Below are 17,080 nucleotides of genomic sequence, written 5' to 3' on the forward strand. Positions count from 1 at the left end.
TCTTAATAATATGATTGGAGGAATTTAAAATGAGAGTATTAGTATCATGTGCAAATGGATCAGGAACTAGTTTAATGATGAAAAAAAGTGTGGAGAAAGCATTGAAAGAACTAGGATTCAACATTACCAATATCCACCATTGTGCTATTTCTGAAGGGAAAAGCACAGCAGGACAATATGATGTTGTCTTTTGTCCAATGAATTTTTTAAATATGTTTGAGGCTGCTAAGAAAAAAGGCATTACCGTAGTAGGTGTGAAAAATGTGATGTCTGCTAAAGAAATCAGTGAGCGTGTTCAAGAAACAGATTTAGCGGCTAAATTTAAATAATTATGGCAAAAGTATGAGGTTGGGACAGAAGTGTTTAACTCCGAGAAATAAGAAGGAATTCACGAAAATTGTTCTTCAAATTTTTGTGAATTTCAGCTTATTTCCGAAGGAGTTGCTTCTGCTCCCACCGTTTATTCGGATACGAAGAGCCTGAAACATAACTGTTTGAGTTATGTCCCAGGCTCTCATGACAAATAAAGGCAGGGAGAAAATGAAATGAGTAGACCTAATTTACAAGTAGCTTTAGACCATTCGGATTTACCTAGTGCGATCAAAGATGTGGCAGCTGTTGGTGAAATTGTTGATATTGTAGAGGTTGGCACGATACTTTGCTTACAAGCAGGGGAGCAAGCTGTTCGTTGCATTCGTGCCTTGTATCCCGATAAAAAAGTTGTTGCTGATACGAAATGTGCAGATGCTGGCGGAACCGTTGCTAAAAATTGCCGCGAAGCTGGAGCAGACTGGATGACTGTCATTTGCTGTGCAACGATTCCAACGATGGAAGCTGCAGCAAAAGAAGTAGAAGAAGTTCAAGTTGAACTATACGGAGACTGGACTTATGAGCAGGCTCAAAAATGGTTAGATGCAGGCATTTCTCAAGCAATTTATCATCAAAGCCGAGACGCCCTTTTAGCAGGTGAAACGTGGGGAGAAAAAGATCTTGCCAAGGTAGCAAAACTGATTGAAATGGGCTTTAGAGTTTCTGTTACTGGAGGTTTGGATGTTGAAACACTGAAATTATTCAAAGATCTTGCAGTCTATACCTTTATTACGGGTCGAGGCATTACGGCTTCTGCTGATCCAAAACAGGCAGCTAAAGATTTTCAAGCTGAAATCAAACGTATCTGGGGGTGAGATAGGTGACTACATTAGGGATCTACGAAAAAGCACTTCCTAAAAATATTAGTTGGAAAGAACGTTTGTTACTTGCAAAAAAGCTAGGTTTTGATTTTGTTGAAATGTCGATTGATGAAACAGATGAGCGACTTGATCGGTTGGACTGGACTCGTGAAGAACGTAAAGAAATCAGAGAAGCCATTGATGAGACAAATGTAAAAATTTTATCGATTTGTTTAAGCGGACACCGACGTTTTCCTTTTGGATCTGAGGATGCTAAAGTACGAGCAATTGCTTTAGAATTAATGGAAAAAGCGCTAAATTTAGCATCGGATTTAGGGGTACGTACAATCCAATTAGCCGGTTATGATGTCTATTACGAAGAGAAAACATTGAGATCAAGGGAATATTTTATCGAAAATTTAAAGCAGGCTGTAGCAATGGCAGCATCCAAAGAAATTGTCTTATCTATTGAAATCATGGACGATCCGTTCATGAATTCCATCTCCAAATTTTTAAAGATCAAAGAACAAATCCGTTCTCCCTATTTACAAGTATACCCCGATCTTGGGAATCTGTCGGCGTGGCCAGGAAATGATGTTGGTTATGAACTAGAAATTGGAATCGATCAAATTTCTGCGATTCATCTAAAAGATACATTAGCCGTGACAGATCAGTTTGCTGGGAAATTTAAAGAAGTGCCATTTGGCAATGGCTGTGTAGATTTCTTAGGATGTTTCAAAACATTGAAACGGTTGGAATATCATGGGCCATTTTTAATTGAAATGTGGAGTGAAAATAGCGACACTCCTGAAAAAGAAATAGAAGAAGCAAAAGCATTTTTATGGCCATATTTAAAGGAGGCAGGCTATATTGACAACTGAACAATTGATTCAAGAAATGAAAGAAAGGGTTTTTGCTGCAAATTTGGAGCTGCCTGATGCTGGATTGGTCAAGCTTACTTGGGGGAATGTGAGTGAGATCAATCGAGAGGCTGGGGTGATCGTAATCAAGCCGAGTGGCGTTTCTTATAGTACGATGAAGTCGGGTGATATGGTCGTGACTGATTTGAATGGAGAGACAATCGAGGCAGGATTAAAGCCGTCATCTGATTTAGCGACCCATGTAGCATTATACAAAGCGTTTAAAGAAATTGGTTCAGTGGTACATACTCATTCAAAATATGCAGTCATGTGGGCACAAGCAGGTCGTGAAATTCCTGCATACGGAACCACCCATGCTGATACATTTTATGGTGGGGTGCCTTGTACCCGTCAATTAACACCAGAAGAAGTTACGTCAGCCTATGAACTTGAGACTGGGAAAGTGATTGTAGAAACCTTCAAAGAAAAAGCAATCGATCCTTTGGCTGTTCCAGGAGTATTAGTGTACGGTCATGGACCATTCACCTGGGGACAAACGCCGCAAAAAGCCGTAGAAAATAGTATTGTTTTAGATGAAGTAGCAGAAATGGCGAGTATGACAGAAGTTGTAAATGAAGCTGTTCAGCCAATTCCACAATATCTTTTAGATAAACATTTTTTTAGAAAACACGGTTCAAACGCTTATTATGGGCAAAATTAGAACTAAATTTCTTTCAATTAAAAGTATAGATAAAGCTTGATAACGGCTTATCTATACTTTTTTCTTTGTAAAGGCTAGGAAAGACTTGAATTTAACTTCAGAAAAGCTATACTAGAAAAATAACTTGATAGATAGAAAGGGGATAGGCATGGTAGAGAATAATTTAAAGCGGGAAATTTCTTTATTTGGCGCTTTTTCAACAGTTATGGGGACTGTTATTGGGGCTGGAGTATTTTTTAAAACAGCAAGTGTAGTCAGTTTTGCCCAGTCTCCGAGTCTAACGATTTTTGCTTGGATTTTAGGAGGTATACTGACATTGTGTGCAGGATTAACTAGTGCAGAGTTAGCCACAGCAATTCCAAAAACGGGCGGGGCCGTCAAATATATTGAGTATACTTATGGAAAGTTACCAGGGTTTTTATTGGGCTGGGCACAAAGTGTGATCTACTTTCCGGCAAATATTGCAGCACTATCCATTATTTTTGGAACTCAGTTTATTCACTTATTCCATTTACCAAACGATTTTTTACTACCGATAGCATTTGCAACTGGATTAAGTGTGACTGTGGTCAATTTATTGGGAACAAAAACAGCGGCAAATATGCAATCATTTACATTAATTATTAAGATGATCCCAATTGCTTTGATTGTGTTGGTAGGACTATTCATGCCAGCGAATGTGGAGGTTTCATTATTTCCTATCAAACCTGGCGGAGATAGTAGTTTTATTCAAGCGCTTAGTGGTTCTTTGCTAGCAACAATGTTTGCATACGATGGTTGGTTAGGAGTAGGGGCTGTAGCTGGCGAAATGAAACGACCAGAAAAAGATTTACCTAAAGCAATCTTTTTGGGGTTGACGTTTATTACAATCGTTTATGTTTTAATCAATTTTGTTTTCTTACAAACATTACCGATCGAGCAACTTTCAGGCAATCTCAATGCTGCATCAGAAGCTTCAAACCAAATTTTTGGTTCGATTGGCGGTAAATTAGTAACAATCGGTATTTTAATTTCTGTTTATGGCGCATTGAATGGATATACGATGACAGGAATTCGAGTGCCATATGCATTGGCATTGGAAGAGATGATCCCTTTCAGTCAACAATTTCAAAAATTATCGAAGAAGTTTGTGGTTCCTTATATAGCAGGAATTTTTCAATTTAGTATTGCGGCTATTATGATGTCTATAGGTAGTTTTGATTTATTGACTGATATGCTGGTTTTTGTTATGTGGCTGTTTAGTTTATTGATATTTGTGGCTGTATTGATTTTAAGAAAAAAAGAGCCTGAACTTAATCGACCTTATCGAGTTCCATTTTATCCTATCATTCCAATCATCGCAATTTTAGGTGGGGCGTTTATTTTGATTACAACATTGTTTACACAAACAATGTTGGCTAGTATTGGAATTGGGATTACATTGTTAGGAATCCCGGTTTATCTGATAAATCAAAAAATAAATGGACGAAAGATCAAATAAGGGAGAGAAGTATTGTCAAAAAGTTAACACTTTATACTAAGAGATTGAGAAAAACAACCTAAAATATTTGATATAATAGAGTTGATCTAAGTCTTTGTCATTAGATAAAGCAAGTGCTCCTACTCAACCCTTTTGAGTGGGAGTAACTTTTTCTCAAAAATTTTAATAAAATTAACAATTTCTGAAAGTTATTCTGATCGTTTTTTTAGTATAATGAATATATCAAAACGATAAACTATTTTGGGGAAGATAGTGCATCAGAACTCTTGGTAAAGCTGTAGTGTTGATTTTTCAACACTTACAGCTTTATTTTTTTACTTTAAAGACTAAAAATAGATCATATATTTTCAAGTTCTATTGATTTGATCCAAAATAATTAGGTAGAGCTGAATTAGAAAAGCTTGAATGAAAAATGGAATAACTAAGCTAATTTTAAGACAAGGTTGGGACAGGAGTGCTTAACCCCGAGAAATAAGAAGGAATTCATGAAAATTGCCAAGAATCACAGTGAGTTTACGAACTGATGATGATTGGTACCTACTCGGTGCTCTTCAAATTTTTGTGACCAAGTAGGTACTGTGCAACAATGTTTATCTGCGACGAGTCTTTGACGAGAAAGCATCAACTCGTTCCTCGTTGTGTTTTACAGCAATTTCAGCTTATTTCCGAAGGCGTTGCTTCTGCTCCCACCGTTTATTTGTATTCAGGGTGTGAAACAAAATTTTTTTTACTTTTGTCCCACACCCGTTTTTTTTTTCGCTATTTTTTTATTTAACTGCGTATATTTACTGTAAGGAGGGACGAAAATGGATATTAAAGAACTTTCTCTAAATTTAATTAAGTGGGGTGTTGCTGAATGTTTGCAAGATATCTATATTTTACCTATTGAGAATAAGGTTCAGATCTTTACTAGAAAAGGAAAAAAACGAGTAGTTTTTCAAGAACTGAATGAAAGCAACGGTGAAAAATTGATTTTTCATTTTAAATTTATCGGGGGTATGGACGTTGGTGAAAAAAGAAAAGCGCAAGTGGGGGCTGCAACTTACATGATCAACAAAGAGGCAATACGATTGCGCTTATCAACGGTTGGAGATTTTAGACAAAGGGAAAGTTTAGTTATTCGTTTTTTACATGTTTTTGGCAATAGTCGTGAGAATTATTTTTTACCTCAACAATTAGTAATGGTTAGAAAGCAGGTTAAACGTCGTGGCTTGCACTTGTTTTGTGGTCCAGTTGGCTCAGGCAAGACAACCTTGATGTACAAACTTGCAAAAGAAACGGACCAGTTTCAACAAGTCATTACGATTGAAGACCCCGTTGAAATCGAAGAAGAGACTTTTTTACAGTTACAGACAAATTCTAAAATCGATTTGACCTATGATGTATTGATCAAGGCCTGTTTACGTCATCGCCCAGACATTTTAATTATTGGAGAAATTAGAGATGGGCTTACTGCACAGGCTGCAATCAGAGCGGCACTTACAGGGCATACAGTGTTTGCAACGATACATGCAAGAAGTATTAGCGGAGTGTATGAACGGTTAGCTGAATTAGGGGTCCAACAAAGAGAGGTGTCAGAATGTTTAGCAAGCATTATTTATCAACGATTATTACCGTTTCGGACGACAAAGGATGAAGAAATTAGTGGATTACTTATGGACTATAATTTTTCTAGAAAAATGGTTTCTAAGTGGTCACAAGAATTAAGAAAGGTTTGGGCATATGGCTTTATTGATAATCAAACATTTGAGGAAGAAAAAGAAGATTAATTTATCAAAAAAAGAGCAACAGGGGTTTATTCAGTTGCTTGCAGATTTATTAAGTAATGGTTTCACGATCAAAGAAAGCTTGCTGTTTATGAAAAAATCTCGTTCTGTTCAAAAAGATAGCATTGATTTTCTGTTAGATTTTATGGAGCGGGGAGATCCGTTACACAATGGGTTGGCTGAATTGGGGGTTCAAGGAACAATTATTACACAGATTGAATTTGCTCAGACGCATGGTGATTTAGTAGGAACACTAAAAAAAATTAAACAGCATTTGAAAATTATGGAGAAACAACGACAAAATTTTTATAAAGTAATCAGCTATCCGGTACTACTTTTACTTTTTTTAACGGTTGTTTTGATTAGCATTCGTCAAATTTTGTTACCTCAATTGATGGCAAATGGAACGATTCAAGCGAATAATATTGGAATCCTCTTCATTCAACAAAGTCCGTATTTTATCCTTTCTTTTTTATTCAGTATGGTCGTTCTGATTGTCTTGATTCGTTGGTTTTTTAGGAAAAAAACTTATTTACAGAAGGCTGTATACATTTCTAAATTACCTGTTTTAGGGAGCTTTTATAGAGAATACACTTCAGCTTTTTTTGCTCTTGAATGGGGCAAGTTATTTTCTCAAGGTTTGGAAATCAAAACGGTTATTCACTTGATGCAAATCATAGACCAACGTTCGCTCATGAGTGAACTTTCTGAAAAAATTGAAGAACAATCAATGTTGGGACAAACAATTTATGAGCAACTACCAAAATTTTCGTTTTTTTCGCCAGAATTGTCTTTGATTATTCAACAAGGACAAGTGAAAGGAAACTTAGGGAAAGAATTGATTTTGTATAGTGAGATTTGTTGGCGACATTTCTTCAAACGGATAGAAAAACTGATCCAGTGGATACAACCAATCATATTTTTAGTGGTTGCTTTACTAGTTGTAAGTATTTATGCCGCAATGCTATTGCCAATTTATGGTGGAATGGAGGAGTTTTTATGAAGCTAAAAAAAATGAAATATGGAGGATTTACCTTATTAGAAATGCTAGTTGTATTATTGATAATTTCTGTTTTGATTCTATTATTTGTGCCCAACCTGGCTAAACATAAAGAAGGTGTGGATAAAAAAGGCAATGAGGCAATAGTCAAAATAGTAGAGACTCAAATTGATCTTTACACGATGGAAAAAAATCAAACACCAACGATAGAACAGCTGTTGAATGAACAATATATCACACAAGAGCAATATGATAAATATCAGGCTAGCAAAAAATGACTCTAAAGAATCAAGAAGGTTTTACGTTGATTGAATCGTTGCTGGTTTTATTTATTTGTACAATGTTTATGTTGCTGCCAACACTTGCTATAAAGAAAACACAGCAAGTGTTGATGGTTGAACATTTTTTATCCTCATTTGAGAAGAAAATGTTGTTTACCCAACAAATGGCGGTTGTCGAGATGACAGACACACAAATCTTATTCTTTAAACAGAAGCAGCAAATCAAATTTCTTCTAGACAAAAACAATCATCCAACTAATGAAGCTATTCTAAACGTTCCAACAGCATTAAAAGCGGATGGACCGGATAAGATTATTTTTAAAAATGGTTCAGGAAATAATGGTAAACTAGCAAAATTCTCTTTTTTATGGGGAGAAAAAAATCAAATGATCGAATTTCAATTTCAAATGGGGAGTGGCCGATATGTTAAAAAAATCAAGCAGTTATAAAGGCTATCTTTTACTTGAAAGTTTAGTTGCGCTGGGTCTGTTATGCATAATAATTGGGAGCTATATTTCGTTAAATACACTGTTGCTTAGAAAAAACAGACAAGCGACAGAACAATTGATGATGCACCGTGTACTATATGAAGAAATGAAGAGTTATGAGAATTATGGAGAAGAGTCTATTCAAGGTGAGCATTTATCAAATAGCAGTTATCAGGTGCGTTTTGATAATCGAAATAATAAATTGGTTGAAGTGGAGATCACAAATGGAAAAGAGGGCTTTATACTTAAGAAAGAATAATAAACAACATAAGTTTTCAGGTTTTACGTTAATAGAATGTTTACTCGCTCTATTGGTACTATCGATCATTTGTCTGCTTTTTTCTGCCTCTATCAAAAATGCTGTTGTCGTGACAAGTCGTTTGAAAAATGAACGAGAAAAAGAATGGCAAATATTTATAATTCAGTTAGAAAGTGAAGTGAAAAGTTGCCACTATGAAAAGACCCAATCGAATAAAATTATACTAACAAATACAAAAAATAATAAAAAGGTCTGGATTGAACATAAACTTGGTAAAATTGTAAAAGTAGAAAATGGTGGCTATCAACCACTTCTTACAGAGGTCAAACAAGCTATATTTAAAGAGAAAGGTAAGTATGTCATGATAGAAGTAACGTTTGAAAATGATGTTTACGCTGCTGCAAAATGGATCATTACTGGGGATCATAAGCATGAATGATAACTATAAAGGGGGCATCTTACTTACAGCATTACTAGTTGTATTCTTATTTAGTTTTATCTTTATCCAGGTTTTAGATGATTTTCAGTTAACGCAGCAATTTACACAAAAGACAAAAGAGTACTACATCGCAAAAACAATGGTAAGTATGCTTCTTTCTGACGTTAAACAAGGAAACGCAAAGCTTAAAAATAAAGGACAACAGAATTTTTCAGCAGGAATCGTACACTATGAGTATGATCGAGCGGTGCTGAAATTTGTAGTTCAATTAAATCAAAAAACTTACAAATTTCAAGAAGAGTATCGAGAAATTGAAGTAGATAAAATTCAACCCAAAAAATAAATAGACAATCAGTAAAAGTTAAGGCATTTCAAAATTTGTGAAACGTGTTTCAAACTAAAATTAAAAAAAACTAATACAGAGAGATGTTTTTGGAAAGAAAACTTGTTTGGTGCATTAAATTATTTTAAAAAAATAAGAGTAGTTCAGCGATTTATAAATAATATTGGGAAATTGATTGATTATTGTCAGCTTTTTCGTTAAAATAGAACAGGTATGAAAATTGTTATATTATAGATGGAAATTGAGGTGTTTCTTTTGTTCCCTGAGAAAATAGAAAAGGCTTTCGGTTTAATGGAACAGTCCATCCAATTGCTTAAACAATCTTTAGACACATCTTTTCTAGATGCATACACTGAAAATGGCGAAAATATCATTGATAATTTCCAAGTACGTGTGTTGGATGGAGTTCCTGATGAGCAAACTGTTCAAAAGCTTAAAACCATTTATCAACAACTACAAGCAATCGAACTGGAACCAGAAGAAATTAGACGTTTGTCACAGTTGATCTTACTTAAAGGGAATAAAGCTGAGTCCTTACAGGCCAATCATCAGCTAACGCCGGATAGTATCGGTTTCTTGTTTGTTTATTTGATCGAACAACTATACAAACAAGACTATTCACTAAAGATATTAGATATTGCATCAGGCATGGGAAATCTTCTTTTAACGATCATTCTTAACCTGAATATAGCAAACTATCAAGCTCAAGGTTTTGGTGTAGATATTGACGATACATTGCTTTCAGTTTCGGCTACTAATAATGAGTGGACAAAAGCGGCAATACAACTATTCCATCAAGATGGCTTACAAGACTTACTTGTTGACCCGGTTGATATAGCAGTCAGTGACTTGCCAATTGGGTATTATCCAAATGATGAGAAGGCTAAGGAATTCGATTCAGCAGCAGAAGAAGGACATAGTTATGCCCATCATTTATTGATGGAGCAAGCAATGAAATTTGTAAAACCTGATGGTTATGGACTATTTTTGATACCAACCAATATTTTAGAGACCGAACAGAGTTCATTCTTCAAAAATTGGTTGCAAAAAAATGTTTATCTCCAAGGAATGATCCAGCTGCCGGATGAACTGTTTAAATCAGTCCAATCAAGAAAAAGTATTTTGTTTGTCCAAAATAAAGGCGAACACAGTGAGCAAGTCAAAGAAGTACTTGTTGCAAAATTAGGTTCATTAAAAGATCCTGCAAAAATTACACAATTTTTTCAACAATTTGAGGCTTGGAAGTCTTCAAATTTAAAATAAAACAACCGATAAAGAGGAGAGTATTATGTCTAAAACAATTGCAATCAATGCTGGAAGTTCAAGTTTAAAATGGCAGTTATACCAAATGCCAACTGAAGAAGTAATCGCTAAAGGAATCGTTGAACGAATTGGTTTAAATGATTCAATCTTTACAATCAAATATGGCAACGACGAAAAATATGAAGAAGTCATTGACATCAATGATCATGATGTTGCTGTAAAAATGTTATTGGATAAATTAACTGAATTGAATATCCTAGCTTCTTATGACGAAATTACAGGTGTTGGACACCGTGTTGTTGCTGGTGGAGAAGACTTTAAAGATTCTGTTGTTATCGATGATGAAGTTTTAGCGAAAATCGAAAAATTAGCAGATCTTGCACCACTACACAACCCAGCAAATGCAATGGGAATCAAAGCATTCAAAAAAATCTTACCTGAAATTATCAGTGTTGCGGTTTTTGATACTGCATTCCATACAACAATGCCTAAACACAACTTCTTATATAGTATTCCAACTGAGTACTATGACAAATATGCAGCTCGTAAATATGGTGCACATGGAACAAGCCACAAATATGTTGCCGATCGTGCAGCAGAAATGCTTGGACGTCCAATTGAAGAGTTAAAAATCATTACTTGTCACTTAGGAAATGGTGCATCAATTACAGCTGTTGATGGTGGTAAATCGGTTGATACCTCAATGGGCTTCACACCACTTGCTGGTGTAACAATGGGCACTCGTTCAGGTGATATCGATCCTTCTTTATTAGCTTACTTAATGGAAAAACTTGAATTGACTGATATCAAAGACATGATCGATATCCTAAATAAAAAATCAGGTTTACTTGGTTTAACAGGTATTTCTAGTGATATGCGTGATTTAGAAGCAAATATGGATAAAGAAGCGGTTCAAGTAGCTTACGATATCTTTACTGATCGTATCCGTAAATACATCGGTAGTTATGTAACAGTATTAAACGGTGTTGATGCAATTGTCTTTACTGCTGGAATTGGTGAAAATGATTCACATGTTCGTAGTGAAGTAATCAAAGGCATGACTTGGTTTGGTTGTGAATTAGATGACGAGAAAAACAATGTTCGTGGAAAAGAATCAGTGATTTCTACAGACGACTCTAAAGTTAAAGTATTATTGATTCCAACTGATGAAGAATTGATGATTGCTCGTGACGTTGAGCGTTTAAGAAAATAATTGTTAAAAAAAGAAGTAACTCGACCAAAGTCGAGTTGCTTCTTTTAATGTTTAAAATTAATCTTCATCCTTTGAAACTGGGATTTTATTGTCTAAGTCAGTTCTTACCACTAGCACATCACAAGTAGCATTGCGAATAACGTACTCAGAAACAGATCCAATAAATAATCGCTCAACAGCATTTAAACCAGTCGCGCCTAACATGATCAAATCAACTTCATGATCTTGAGGTAATTGCTTTGCAATCAAAGGTTTTGGAGAACCATATTCAATGACACTAGACACCTTTTCACAACCATGTTCCTTAGCTTGTTTTTTGTAACCTTCCAGCGTTTGTTTCGCCATTTCAGTAGCCTGTTCAGCTAAAACACCATCAAAAGAAGAAACAGATTGGAATGCCCGTGTATCAATAACATGAGCTAACAATAGTTCAGCATCATTTCTCATAGCAACATTCATTGCTTTTTGAAAAGCTAATTCTGCCTCAGCTGACCCGTCAACTGCCACCATGATTTTACGATAATTTTGTAACATTATAAACCACTCCTTTTCAAATAGTTGAAGATACCTAGCATTTGATACTTTAATTGTAGAACAAAATCACAAAAAAGGAAAATAAAAAAGAAGAGACTGTTATAGAATCTTCTTGGCAAACATAACACTGAATACAGCTGAAATTACAAGCAAACTAAAAATGTAGAACAAAGAAAAAAAGGTTAAATTAAAGATTCCAACTAAAATGCCAATAGCTGCTAAAATCAAATAAAAAACACCAAATTGATGTAAAAATTGTGTGTTTTCGTCTGGTTCACCGTTGTGCATTAAAGGTAGAAAAACAGTTGCCTTTTTTAATAAATAGATACCAATAATAACTAATAAAGCAACAGACACAAAAATAAGTATGCGAATCATGCATTGAACCTCCATCAAATAAAAAACAATTTGCACTTCGCAAATTGTTCGAAAATCTAAAAAAATGGTAAAATCCGTCGATGCCGTTATTCGTCCTATAGTATTGAACCCGCAAACAAAGCAGGTGGGTTCCACGACTGACAGCTTTGAACTACCAAATGATAAGGCATGTTACCAGCTTAGGTACCAGAAGGATCCCTAGATATCAATAAAATGTTCGGTCAACACACAAAAAAGACAACGCGCACATCACAGATTTACCATCTTTATAATAGCACAATATAGAGCAAACAGCAATGAGAGTGCTTAAATTTGAAAGCGGATTATTGTTAAGTTTTCTTTCCTTGTTTCCAATCTTGGATTCGTTGATACTGTTGGTGTAATGCTTGTTCATATTTTCCAGTATCAATCGGTTCATAGTAACGAGCATTTTTTATTTTGTCTGGAAGATACTGTTGATCGACCCAAGCGTTCTCAAAATTATGAGGATAGCGATAACCAATTCCACGATTCAAATCCTTTGCACCTGAGTAATGACTATCACGCAAATGATCGGGTACATCCCCAGCTTTTCCTTCACGTATATCAGCTAAAGCAGCATCGATTGCGCTAAGCGCAGAGTTTGACTTTGGCGATAAGCATAAGTCGATCACGACACTAGCAAGTGGGATCCGAGCTTCGGGGAAACCCAATTTCTCTGCGGCTTGAACCGCTGTAATAGTTCGTGCTGCAGCTGGTGGATTACCTAAACCAATATCTTCATAGGCAATCACCATCAGGCGGCGACAAATGATCGGTAAGTCACCAGCTTCAACTAACCTAGCCAGATAATGCAGAGCCGCATCAACGTCACTACCGCGGATCGATTTTTGAAAGGCTGAAATCACATCATAATGAGCATCACCATTTTTATCATGAGTCAGCGCTTTCCGTTGTACACATTCTTCAATGATCGAAAGGCTAATCTGAATCTCTTTATTCTCATTTTCAGGTGTTGATTTTACAGCTAACTCCAATCCATTCAATGCGCTTCGTAAGTCACCGTTTGTTGCACGAGATAGATGCTGCAATGCTTTTTCTTCTAACACAACTGGAAACTCGCCTAAACCACGTTCTTTATCAGCTAATGCTTCTTTGATGGCCTTTTGAATATCCAATTCAGTTAGTGGTTTGACCTCAAAAATTTGCGTTCTACTCCGAATCGCTGGATTGATCGTGATATAGGGATTTTCTGTTGTTGCTCCAATCATAATGATCCGACCGCTCTCAAGGTGGGGTAATAAAAAGTCTTGCTTTGTTTTATCTAAACGATGAACTTCATCTAATAACAAGATCACAGTACCGCTCATTTTGGCTTCTTCTGCAACAATCTGTAGGTCTTTTTTCGTATCAGTTGCAGCATTCAATAAACGGAAAGCATAATTTGTGGAACCAGCAATGGCACTCGCAATACTTGTTTTACCCGTACCAGGCGGACCATATAAAATCATTGAAGAAAGCATCCGTGCTTCTACCATTCTACGAATGATTTTTCCTGGTCCAACAAGATGTTGTTGACCAACCACTTCATCTAAATTACGTGGACGCATACGATAAGCTAAAGGTTTTTGCATAGTTGGACCTCCTTATTTAAAAGCGTAGCAGGCTCGTTCAGCTTCGACAGAAAAATAGGAAAAACTAACTGAGGCGCTCTTTGCCTCATTTTAGTTTTTATCTTTTTCCGAGAAGCTAGCTTGCGTAGCTAGATAACATACGGTAACAACGTTTCTTTCAGTCACCTTGTACCAATCAATATCAACTCATCACTTCGTTGTATTTCTTGGCATGTTTCAAAGCAAAAGCGTAGCAGGCTCGTTTAACCTACACGGCTTAATAATAATTTCTTTATCCATTCATTATACCACAAAGAACGTACGTTTGTATTAGCCGTTGATTTGCCAGTCAAAACAAGAAAAAATCAGCTTTTATCTAACAAATCGTTTCTTCTTTCAATGGATAATAGGCTTAGATTCGTGTATTATAGGAGGTGGTGAAAAATAATGAATGACACAATAAATATTTTTAATACAAAATCAACAGAAGAAATTGCTCAATTTTTATTGGGAATGTACTTAGAACACGAAACAGCAGCTGGTACCCTTGCAGGTTATATTGTGGATACAGAAGCTTATCTTGGGCCAGAAGATGAAGCAGCCCATAGTTTTGGGTTGCGGGATACTCCTCGTTTAAAAGCAATGTATGAAAAGCCGGGAACGATTTATTTATATACTATGCATACCCATCTGATTTTAAATATGGTGACCCAAGAAAAAGGGAAACCTCAAGGAGTCATGATTCGTGCGATTGAACCAGTTGAAGGCATCGATAGAATGCAAATAAACCGTAATGGACGAACAGGCATCGAGTTATCGAATGGACCTGGCAAATTGGTCGCTGCTTTAGGTATCGATAGAGACTTATATGGAGAGTCGATTTTTGACAGCTCTTTACGAATTGTGCCTGAAAAAAGAAGAACACCCAAGCAAATTATCTCACTGCCTAGAATTGGCATTCCGAATAAAGGAATTTGGACAGAATTACCGTTACGATATGTTGTTTCAGGTAATCCTTATATTTCTAAGCAACGAAGAAGTGATATCGATCAAAAGGCTTTTGGCTGGAAGGAAGAAACCAAATGAAAAAACCAACAATGTTAACTTATTTAGACCAACTAATTACCAAAGATATTACAGAATATGATGTCGCACTTGACTGGAATACCAGAAATCATTCAATCGAAGTGGTTTTCCGCTTATTCGCTGAAAATACTGCTCATGAACAAATTGACGATGCGACAGGAACTGTTTCTGAAGAAGAAATCATTGAATTTGAGGATGGTGTTTTATTTTATAATCCTGCAAAAACTTCAGTAGATGAAAACGACTATTTAGCTGTTATCCCTTATGAAGGCAAGAAAGGCATCAAACAATATGTATTAGATGGTTTTGTTACGTATTTAAATGAGGTACTGACGGAAGGACAAAGTGACTTGTTAGATTTTTTAACAGAGGAAGATCAGGAAGTGTTTGAACTAAAATGGTCGGATGAAGCCTTTGAAAGAGCTGTAGAACAATATCAAAAAGCTGATGGCGACACATATATCGCTTATCCAAGCTATTAAAAAGAGGTGATCATATGAAATGGACAGAAGTAAAAGTTGAGACAGCCAGTGAAGCGGTTGAAGCAATTTCAAATATTATGATGGAGGCAGGTGCCAGTGGTGTTGCCATCGAAGATTCTTTAGATGTGGAAAATTTTCAAAGTGATCTTTACGGAGAGTTGCTAGACAAAGAGCAATTCACACATATCAAAGACGGCGCTTTAGTAATGGCTTATTTTCCTGAAACAACTTTTTTACCAGAAATATTGCCTTTTATCAAAGAAAGCATTACTCGTTTACCAGAATTTGGTTTAAGCATTGGGAAAAATGATGTAACCGTAAGTGAAGTCGCTGAAAGTGATTGGGCTACTGCCTGGAAAAAATATTATCACCCAGTGCGAGTTACTCGCTTTTTAACGATCGTGCCGAGTTGGGAAAAGTATGAAGCCCAAGATGAGTTTGAAAAAATTATAACACTAGATCCAGGAATGGCGTTTGGGACAGGAACACATCCAACCACTCGCTTAACGTTACAAGCATTAGAAACAGTATTACGCGGTGGTGAAACTTTACTGGACGTTGGAACGGGATCTGGCGTATTGAGTATTGCTAGTAAATATCTGGGCGCTAAAAATGTCTATGCTTATGATCTAGATGAAGTTGCTGTGACGGCTGCCAAAGAGAATATGGACATGAATCCGATTGCCAGCGATGTTCAGGTTTCTGCAAATGACTTACTTAAAGAAGTAACGATTGAAGCAGATGTGATCGTAGCCAATATTTTAGCAGATATCATAACTTTGATGATCGAAGATGCTTGGCGTTTATTGAAAAATGATGGTACCTTGATCGTTTCGGGAATCATTCATGAGAAAAAAGCGATGGTCATTGAAAAAATGACTGAACAGGGTTTCCTTGTAGAGCAAGTTTTCCAACAAGGGGATTGGTATGCGATTATATTAAAGAAAACAGAGGAAGAGTAAGATGCAACGCTACTTTTTAACTGAGCCTTATGAAGCCAAAGCACAGTATCGAATCACAGGAGAAAACTATCATCATATCGTGCGAGTGATGCGGATGGAGCCTCAACAACAAGTGTTTTTAGCTTTTAGTGACCGATTGGCAATCATTGCTGAAATAACCGATATTACGGAAGAAGCAGTTTATTTAAAAGAAATTAGTAAAGAACAAGCTGAAAAAGAGTTGCCTATTAATGTTACGATTGCTTGTGGTTATCCTAAAGGGGACAAACTGGAATGGGTCGTTCAAAAAGGAACTGAGCTTGGTAGTCATAAATTTATTGGGTTTCCGGCTAAAACGTCCGTTGTTAAATGGGATCATAAAAAGCTGGCTAAAAAAACAGAGCGCTTGAAAAAAATTGCTATAGAAGCAGCTGAGCAATCACATCGTCAGTTTGCGCCAGATGTTGTATTATTAGAACAAGAGCAAGCGTTGATCGATGTTTTTTCTAGTTACGATAAAGTGTTGATTGCTTACGAAGAGTCTGCAAAAATTGGGGAACGCAGTCTTTTTGCAACGGCACTTTCGGAATTGGCACAGGGTGAATCGCTTTTGATCATCTTTGGTCCAGAGGGAGGCTTTGCTCCTGCGGAAATAGCAGAATTTCAAAATCACGGCGGTATTATTTGTGGATTAGGACCGCGTATTTTACGAACAGAGACGGCGCCATTATATGCGTTGAGTGCAATTAGTTATCAATTTGAATTAGTGTAAGGTTTAGGGGGTT

Annotated in this window: 20 protein-coding genes, 1 other RNA gene and 1 pseudogene; 18 read left to right on the plus strand and 4 right to left on the minus strand. The window is 36.2% G+C overall.

Translation table 11 applies throughout. The annotated features are described in order from the left end of the window. Positions 1-29 precede the first annotated feature (29 nt). From ATZ35_RS09890 to ATZ35_RS09955, 14 genes are all read left to right on the plus strand, one after another. Positions 30-329 (plus strand): PTS sugar transporter subunit IIB, encoded by a 300-nt coding sequence (locus ATZ35_RS09890; protein WP_086280571.1) that lies wholly within the window; start codon positions 30-32, stop codon positions 327-329. 216 nt (positions 330-545) lie between these two features. Next, on the plus strand, positions 546-1,184 hold the full coding sequence (locus tag ATZ35_RS09895; RefSeq protein ID WP_208927097.1) for a 3-keto-L-gulonate-6-phosphate decarboxylase UlaD: 639 nt from the start codon (positions 546-548) through the stop codon (positions 1,182-1,184). A 5-nt stretch (positions 1,185-1,189) separates the two neighbouring features. Further along, positions 1,190-2,050, plus strand: a complete 861-nt coding sequence (locus tag ATZ35_RS09900; RefSeq protein ID WP_208927098.1) for an L-ribulose-5-phosphate 3-epimerase — start codon at positions 1,190-1,192, stop codon at positions 2,048-2,050. Beyond that, a complete protein-coding gene (locus tag ATZ35_RS09905) occupies positions 2,040-2,750 on the plus strand; it encodes an L-ribulose-5-phosphate 4-epimerase (RefSeq protein ID WP_279614905.1) in 711 nt (236 codons plus the stop codon). Before ATZ35_RS09900 ends, ATZ35_RS09905 begins: the two co-directional genes overlap by 11 nt. 148 nt (positions 2,751-2,898) lie before the next feature. Next, positions 2,899-4,230 (plus strand): APC family permease, encoded by a 1,332-nt coding sequence (locus ATZ35_RS09910; RefSeq protein ID WP_208927099.1) that lies wholly within the window; start codon positions 2,899-2,901, stop codon positions 4,228-4,230. Between the two features lie 806 nt (positions 4,231-5,036). Beyond that, positions 5,037-5,999, plus strand: a complete 963-nt coding sequence (gene comGA, locus ATZ35_RS09915; RefSeq protein ID WP_208927100.1) for a competence type IV pilus ATPase ComGA — start codon at positions 5,037-5,039, stop codon at positions 5,997-5,999. Then, entirely contained in the window at positions 5,953-6,999 is a 1,047-nt protein-coding gene (gene comGB / locus ATZ35_RS09920) for a competence type IV pilus assembly protein ComGB (RefSeq protein WP_208927101.1), read from the plus strand. Before comGA ends, comGB begins: the two co-directional genes overlap by 47 nt. Next, positions 6,996-7,274, plus strand: coding sequence for a competence type IV pilus major pilin ComGC (gene comGC, locus ATZ35_RS09925; protein WP_208927102.1), 279 nt, complete (start codon positions 6,996-6,998; stop codon positions 7,272-7,274). Before comGB ends, comGC begins: the two co-directional genes overlap by 4 nt. Further along, positions 7,271-7,726, plus strand: a complete 456-nt coding sequence (gene comGD / locus ATZ35_RS09930) for a competence type IV pilus minor pilin ComGD (RefSeq protein ID WP_208927103.1) — start codon at positions 7,271-7,273, stop codon at positions 7,724-7,726. Before comGC ends, comGD begins: the two co-directional genes overlap by 4 nt. Further along, the gene (gene comGE / locus ATZ35_RS09935; protein WP_208927104.1) at positions 7,701-8,024 is read left to right on the plus strand and encodes a competence type IV pilus minor pilin ComGE; all 324 of its coding nucleotides are present in this window, start codon (positions 7,701-7,703) and stop codon (positions 8,022-8,024) included. The genes comGD and comGE overlap by 26 nt, the downstream gene beginning before the upstream one ends. Further along, positions 7,990-8,463: a competence type IV pilus minor pilin ComGF gene (gene comGF, locus ATZ35_RS09940; protein ID WP_208927105.1), complete on the plus strand. Its 474-nt coding sequence runs from the start codon at positions 7,990-7,992 to the stop codon at positions 8,461-8,463. The genes comGE and comGF overlap by 35 nt, the downstream gene beginning before the upstream one ends. After that, entirely contained in the window at positions 8,456-8,806 is a 351-nt protein-coding gene (comGG, locus tag ATZ35_RS09945; protein WP_208927106.1) for a competence type IV pilus minor pilin ComGG, read from the plus strand. Before comGF ends, comGG begins: the two co-directional genes overlap by 8 nt. A 255-nt stretch (positions 8,807-9,061) precedes the next feature. Beyond that, on the plus strand, positions 9,062-10,069 hold the full coding sequence (locus tag ATZ35_RS09950; RefSeq protein ID WP_208927107.1) for a class I SAM-dependent methyltransferase: 1,008 nt from the start codon (positions 9,062-9,064) through the stop codon (positions 10,067-10,069). Between the two features lie 25 nt (positions 10,070-10,094). Continuing rightward, positions 10,095-11,282, plus strand: coding sequence for an acetate kinase (locus ATZ35_RS09955; RefSeq protein ID WP_086280614.1), 1,188 nt, complete (start codon positions 10,095-10,097; stop codon positions 11,280-11,282). 57 nt (positions 11,283-11,339) lie between these two features. On the opposite strand, the gene ATZ35_RS09960 is transcribed toward ATZ35_RS09955, so the two are convergent. The 4 genes from ATZ35_RS09960 to ATZ35_RS09975 form a co-directional block, all read right to left on the minus strand. After that, complete coding sequence (locus tag ATZ35_RS09960) at positions 11,340-11,816, minus strand: universal stress protein (protein ID WP_208927108.1); 477 nt, start codon at positions 11,814-11,816, stop codon at positions 11,340-11,342. Between the two features lie 99 nt (positions 11,817-11,915). Then, entirely contained in the window at positions 11,916-12,194 is a 279-nt protein-coding gene (locus ATZ35_RS09965; protein ID WP_208927109.1) for a hypothetical protein, read from the minus strand. Positions 12,195-12,261: 67 nt separating this feature from the next. Next, positions 12,262-12,455: non-coding RNA, 6S RNA (gene ssrS, locus ATZ35_RS09970), on the minus strand. Between the two features lie 68 nt (positions 12,456-12,523). Continuing rightward, the gene (locus ATZ35_RS09975) at positions 12,524-13,807 is read right to left on the minus strand and encodes a replication-associated recombination protein A (RefSeq protein WP_208927110.1); all 1,284 of its coding nucleotides are present in this window, start codon (positions 13,805-13,807) and stop codon (positions 12,524-12,526) included. 426 nt (positions 13,808-14,233) lie between these two features. On the opposite strand from ATZ35_RS09975, the pseudogene ATZ35_RS09980 reads away from it, so the two are divergent. The 4 genes and pseudogenes from ATZ35_RS09980 (at position 14,234) to ATZ35_RS09995 (ending at position 17,067) form a co-directional block, all read left to right on the plus strand. Further along, positions 14,234-14,933: pseudogene (locus ATZ35_RS09980) on the plus strand (DNA-3-methyladenine glycosylase). Further along, on the plus strand, positions 14,869-15,354 hold the full coding sequence (locus tag ATZ35_RS09985; protein ID WP_208927112.1) for a DUF3013 family protein: 486 nt from the start codon (positions 14,869-14,871) through the stop codon (positions 15,352-15,354). The pseudogene ATZ35_RS09980 and the gene ATZ35_RS09985 overlap by 65 nt, the downstream one beginning before the upstream one ends. 14 nt (positions 15,355-15,368) lie before the next feature. Further along, on the plus strand, positions 15,369-16,316 hold the full coding sequence (gene prmA / locus ATZ35_RS09990; protein ID WP_208927113.1) for a 50S ribosomal protein L11 methyltransferase: 948 nt from the start codon (positions 15,369-15,371) through the stop codon (positions 16,314-16,316). Position 16,317: 1 nt separating this feature from the next. After that, positions 16,318-17,067: a 16S rRNA (uracil(1498)-N(3))-methyltransferase gene (locus tag ATZ35_RS09995; protein ID WP_208927114.1), complete on the plus strand. Its 750-nt coding sequence runs from the start codon at positions 16,318-16,320 to the stop codon at positions 17,065-17,067. Positions 17,068-17,080 lie beyond the last annotated feature (13 nt).

It is taken from the genome of Enterococcus rotai, assembly GCF_001465345.1.
Classification (GTDB): Bacteria; Bacillota; Bacilli; order Lactobacillales; family Enterococcaceae; genus Enterococcus_L; species Enterococcus_L rotai.

What these genes read in the sequence shown, in the direction of transcription:
- ATZ35_RS09965 (WP_208927109.1), bottom strand. Translation starts at nt 12,194, where the DNA reads ATGATTCGCATACTTATTTTTGTGTCTGTTGCTTTATTAGTTATTATT.
- ATZ35_RS09995 (WP_208927114.1), top strand. Translation starts at nt 16,318, where the DNA reads ATGCAACGCTACTTTTTAACTGAGCCTTATGAAGCCAAAGCACAGTAT.
- ATZ35_RS09960 (WP_208927108.1), bottom strand. Translation starts at nt 11,816, where the DNA reads ATGTTACAAAATTATCGTAAAATCATGGTGGCAGTTGACGGGTCAGCT.
- ATZ35_RS09895 (WP_208927097.1), top strand. Translation starts at nt 546, where the DNA reads ATGAGTAGACCTAATTTACAAGTAGCTTTAGACCATTCGGATTTACCT.
- ATZ35_RS09955 (WP_086280614.1), top strand. Translation starts at nt 10,095, where the DNA reads ATGTCTAAAACAATTGCAATCAATGCTGGAAGTTCAAGTTTAAAATGG.
- ATZ35_RS09975 (WP_208927110.1), bottom strand. Translation starts at nt 13,807, where the DNA reads ATGCAAAAACCTTTAGCTTATCGTATGCGTCCACGTAATTTAGATGAA.
- comGA (WP_208927100.1), top strand. Translation starts at nt 5,037, where the DNA reads ATGGATATTAAAGAACTTTCTCTAAATTTAATTAAGTGGGGTGTTGCT.
- comGD (WP_208927103.1), top strand. Translation starts at nt 7,271, where the DNA reads ATGACTCTAAAGAATCAAGAAGGTTTTACGTTGATTGAATCGTTGCTG.
- comGF (WP_208927105.1), top strand. Translation starts at nt 7,990, where the DNA reads ATGGAAAAGAGGGCTTTATACTTAAGAAAGAATAATAAACAACATAAG.
- comGB (WP_208927101.1), top strand. Translation starts at nt 5,953, where the DNA reads ATGGCTTTATTGATAATCAAACATTTGAGGAAGAAAAAGAAGATTAAT.
- ATZ35_RS09985 (WP_208927112.1), top strand. Translation starts at nt 14,869, where the DNA reads ATGAAAAAACCAACAATGTTAACTTATTTAGACCAACTAATTACCAAA.
- comGC (WP_208927102.1), top strand. Translation starts at nt 6,996, where the DNA reads ATGAAGCTAAAAAAAATGAAATATGGAGGATTTACCTTATTAGAAATG.
- ATZ35_RS09910 (WP_208927099.1), top strand. Translation starts at nt 2,899, where the DNA reads ATGGTAGAGAATAATTTAAAGCGGGAAATTTCTTTATTTGGCGCTTTT.
- comGG (WP_208927106.1), top strand. Translation starts at nt 8,456, where the DNA reads ATGAATGATAACTATAAAGGGGGCATCTTACTTACAGCATTACTAGTT.
- ATZ35_RS09890 (WP_086280571.1), top strand. Translation starts at nt 30, where the DNA reads ATGAGAGTATTAGTATCATGTGCAAATGGATCAGGAACTAGTTTAATG.
- comGE (WP_208927104.1), top strand. Translation starts at nt 7,701, where the DNA reads ATGTTAAAAAAATCAAGCAGTTATAAAGGCTATCTTTTACTTGAAAGT.
- prmA (WP_208927113.1), top strand. Translation starts at nt 15,369, where the DNA reads ATGAAATGGACAGAAGTAAAAGTTGAGACAGCCAGTGAAGCGGTTGAA.